Raw genomic sequence first — 3,601 nt, 5'->3', positions numbered from 1 at the left:
ATTCGAACTGGGGCGCGCCCAGCAGTTCGCCGCGGTTGTTGTAGGTCCAGCGGTGCAGGGGGCACACGATGTTGCCGGCCGATTCCTTCAGGCTGCCGTGCGCCGACGCGGGGCCTCCCGTGACGTTGCCGGCCTGGCCGCCCAGCATCAGGGCCTGGCGGTGGCGGCAGACGTTCGACATGAGTTCGACGCCTTGCGCATTGCGCACCAGCACGCGGCCGCCGTCTTCCTGGGGCAGGGTGCGCCAATCGCCAACCTCGGGCACCAGTTTCTGGTGGCCGACGTACAGCGATGAATTCTTGAAAATGAGTTCTTGCTCGCGCTTGAAGCGGGCTTCGTCAAAGTATGCACTGACGGGTAGCTGGGTGCGAGCTGGCGCCACATGCGCCATCCGACCAATGTCGGTCATGATTCCCTCCGCTCGGATAAAAAAGCCAGGACGGCGGGGTTCCGTTCTGGCGCGAAGAAAAATCGGACTGGCCGATCAAACGGGGTATTGTACCCTATCCCGGGTGCGCGGGGCACCCCCCAAGTATGTTCCCATCAACGGGGTCTACACCAATCGCCGTGTCACCGGATGACGCCGCAGCAGCCAACTGCTGGCGGCCGACAGTCCGAACACTGCTGCCGCCATCAACGGCACGTTCCAGGCCGCGCCCGGCCCGGCGTGGGCACCGGCCCGATCGGCCAGGTCCAGGAACAGCGGGTGTATCAGGTAAACCCCGAAAGTCAGGGGCGCCAGCGTCGACAGCGGCGGTACCCGCGGGCTGTTGAGTATCCACTGAAACGCCGCCAGTGACATGAACGGCACGGTAACGCTGAAGTAATCGTAGAAATAAAGATTCAGCCTGCCCGCCTCGGAGAGCGTGGCCACGCCCCAGGCCGTTGCCAGCACGCTCAGCGCCAGCACCCAGCCCGGCCGCGGGATGCGCAGCTCGCCGTCGAAGATCATGCGGCCGGCCACGAAGTATCCCAGGTAGGGCAGGAACCAGGTCAGGAAGAAGCCCTGTCCCGCGCCCAGTGCCTGACGATACAGCGCATCCAGGATGGCCACGCCCAGGATGCCCACGACCCACAGGCGGCGCGCGTCGGGCGAGCTGCGGTGATACAGGGCCCGCACCAGCGGCGCGAACAGATACAGGCCCACGATCATGTACAGGTACCACAGGTGGTAATACGGAGCGCCCTCGGCCACCTTGCGCGGCCAGAACGAGAAGTCGACGCGGCCGTCGTCCCACCAGTCCAGCGCGCTGCGCCAGGCCAGGTAGAACAATGTCCAGAACACCAGAGGCGCGCATATGCGTGCGGCGCGGCGCACATAGAAATGCCTGGCGTCCTGCTGCTGTTCGCCGTTCAGCAGCAGGGCGCCGCTGACCATCACGAACACCGGCACGCACCAGCGCACCGCCGAGTCGTACAGGTTGGCGGCGAGCCAATCGTTGCTGCCATAGGCCCACGCGTCCGATACGGCCTGCGCGGCGCTGTGCAGCAGTACGACAGCCAGGGCTGCCAGCCAGCGGGCGGCGTCGAGTCGGTCCAGTCGGTCTTGGGTGTGGGGCATGGGCTTTGCTGCGAGTAATGATTGTTGCGGACTGCGGTGGCGTGCGGCACGCCGGATGGGGCCGGCCACGCATATTCACCATATCAGCGCATGCTTCAAGCCATGTTTCGAACCGTTAGACGCGGCTTGCAAACGCAAAAATGCCCCCGGGCCGCCGCGGCCGGGGGGCATTTTGTTGCAACTGATGCGCTTTTTATTGCTGCTTCAGGCCTGCCTGTTTGACCAGCTTCTGGATCACCGGCTGCTCGCTGCTGATCTGCTGCGTCAGTTCCTGGGCGGAGCCCGAACGCGGTTCGATCCCCATGGTCAGCATCTTTTCTTTCACCTGCGGATCCTGCAGGGTGGCCTTCAAGGCGTTCTGCAGCGTTGCCAGGACATCGTCCGGCGTACCCTTCGGCGCCACGAAGCTGAACCACGCCGTGAGGTCGAACGCGGGGTAGCCCTGTTCGGCCAGAGTGGGCAGGTCGGGTAGGGTGGACAGCCGGCTCTTGCTGGTAATACCGAATACCTTCAGCTTGCCGGCCTGTACTTGAGGCATGCCGGTGGCCACCATGTCGAAGAAGATATCGACGTCGCCATTGATCAGGGCGGGCAGGGCTTGCGTGGCGCCCTTGAACGGCACATGCAGCAGGTCGACCTGGGCTTCCTGTTTGAACAGTTCGCCCGCCAGGTGCGACGAAGTGCCGGGCCCGAAGGTGGCGAAGGTCAGCATGCCGGGGCGCTGCTTGGCGTACGCCACGACATCGGCCGTGCTCTTGAAGCCATGCTTGTCGTTGGCCAGCAGAACCAGCGGGCCTATGCCCACCATGCCGACGGGCGCGTAGCCATCGGGGTCATAGGGCAGCGATTTATAGAGGAAGCGATTGGTGACCAGCGTGGAATTGGTGGCCATCAGCAGCGTATAGCCGTCGGGCTGGGCGCGCGCCACATAGGCGGCGCCGATGGTGGTGCCGGCGCCGGCCTTGTTCTCGACGATGATCGTCTGGCCCAGTTCCTTGCCCATGCGCTCGGCCAGGATACGCGTGAGCACATCGGTGGCGCCGCCGGCGGGAAAAGGCGAAATGATGGTGACGGGGCGTTCCGGGTAGGCCGCCTGGGCCAGTCCGGCGCTGGCGGACAGTACCAATGCGGCGGCTAGGGTGGAAAAGCGTTTCAACATGGTTTCCCCTGGATAGTGTGCGGAAGAATGGTCGGCCTTATATAAATTCCGTACAATGGAATTTAATTTTGTTAACCGAAATAAACTATAAGAACGAAGGCCATTCGATGCAAGCCCCATTTGATACTTCCCCACCGGACGGAGCGGCGCGTAGCGGTCCGGCGCGGCGCCGGCGCGGCACGCAGGGCGCCGCCGCACCCGATTTCATCGTGGCCCTGGCGCGGGGGCTGGACGTGCTGCGCTGCTTCGGCCCAGGCGCGGCCACCCTGGGCAATCAGGATCTCGCCGCGCTTACCGGCCTGCCCAAGCCCACCATCAGCCGTATTACCTACACGCTGACCGAACTGGGCTATCTGCGTTATCACCCCGACAGCGGCAAGTATTCGCCGGGCTACGGGGTGCTGGCGCTGGGTTTCGGCCTGCTGGCCGGGCTGGAGGTGCGGCAGTTGGCCAAGGCGTCCATGGAGCAGTTGGCCCGCGAAACCGGTGGCGCCGTGGCGCTGGGCGCATTCGACGGAGAGGCCATGGTGTACGTCGAGGCCATCCATGGTTCGTCCGAACTGTATCTGCGCCTGCCAGTGGGCTACCGCGCCAGCCTGGGCAGCGCCATGGGGCGGGCCTATCTGGCCTCGCTTCCGGAGGGGCCGCGGGCGGCCTTGCTGGCCCGGCCCGGCCAGGCGCCGCTGGATCACGCCACCCTCGAACAGGACAGCGCTGACCTGCACGGTACCGGCTGCTGTTTTGCCATCGGCGCCTGGCGCGCCGACATCAATGCGGTGGCGGTGCCGTTCCAGTCGGTAACCGGGGAGGGGCGTTTCGTCATGAGCTGTGGCGGCCCGGCATCGCTGCTGCCGGAGGCCGCGCTGCGCGAGCGCGTGGCG

At 65.3% G+C, this 3,601-nt stretch carries 4 protein-coding genes; 1 reads left to right on the top strand and 3 read right to left on the bottom strand.

Going from position 1 to position 3,601, the window contains the following annotated elements; all coding sequences use genetic code 11:
* The 3 genes from LPZ50_RS23085 to LPZ50_RS23075 all read right to left on the bottom strand — a co-directional run.
* A partial coding sequence (locus LPZ50_RS23085; RefSeq protein WP_230665174.1) for an aromatic ring-hydroxylating oxygenase subunit alpha occupies positions 1-409 on the bottom strand: 409 nt, incomplete at its 3' end.
* Between the two features lie 144 nt (positions 410-553).
* Positions 554-1,561, bottom strand: coding sequence for an acyltransferase (locus LPZ50_RS23080; protein WP_230665172.1), 1,008 nt, complete (start codon positions 1,559-1,561; stop codon positions 554-556).
* A 193-nt stretch (positions 1,562-1,754) separates the two neighbouring features.
* The gene (locus tag LPZ50_RS23075; protein ID WP_230665171.1) at positions 1,755-2,720 is read right to left on the bottom strand and encodes a Bug family tripartite tricarboxylate transporter substrate binding protein; all 966 of its coding nucleotides are present in this window, start codon (positions 2,718-2,720) and stop codon (positions 1,755-1,757) included.
* A gap of 107 nt (positions 2,721-2,827) precedes the next feature.
* Here LPZ50_RS23075 and LPZ50_RS23070 point away from each other — a divergent pair.
* Positions 2,828-3,601: IclR family transcriptional regulator (locus LPZ50_RS23070; RefSeq protein WP_230665169.1), on the top strand; the 774-nt coding region annotated here is incomplete at its 3' end.

Source organism: Bordetella petrii (assembly GCF_020991325.1).
GTDB lineage: Bacteria > Pseudomonadota > Gammaproteobacteria > Burkholderiales > Burkholderiaceae_B > Bordetella_A > Bordetella_A petrii_E.
The sequence above is the reverse complement of the archived record's forward strand: the minus strand, read 5'-3'. Positions and strand labels throughout refer to the sequence as shown.

Coding starts and splice junctions, on each gene's coding strand:
- LPZ50_RS23080 (WP_230665172.1), bottom strand. CDS start 1,561: ATGCCCCACACCCAAGACCGACTGGACCGACTCGACGCCGCCCGCTGG.
- LPZ50_RS23075 (WP_230665171.1), bottom strand. CDS start 2,720: ATGTTGAAACGCTTTTCCACCCTAGCCGCCGCATTGGTACTGTCCGCC.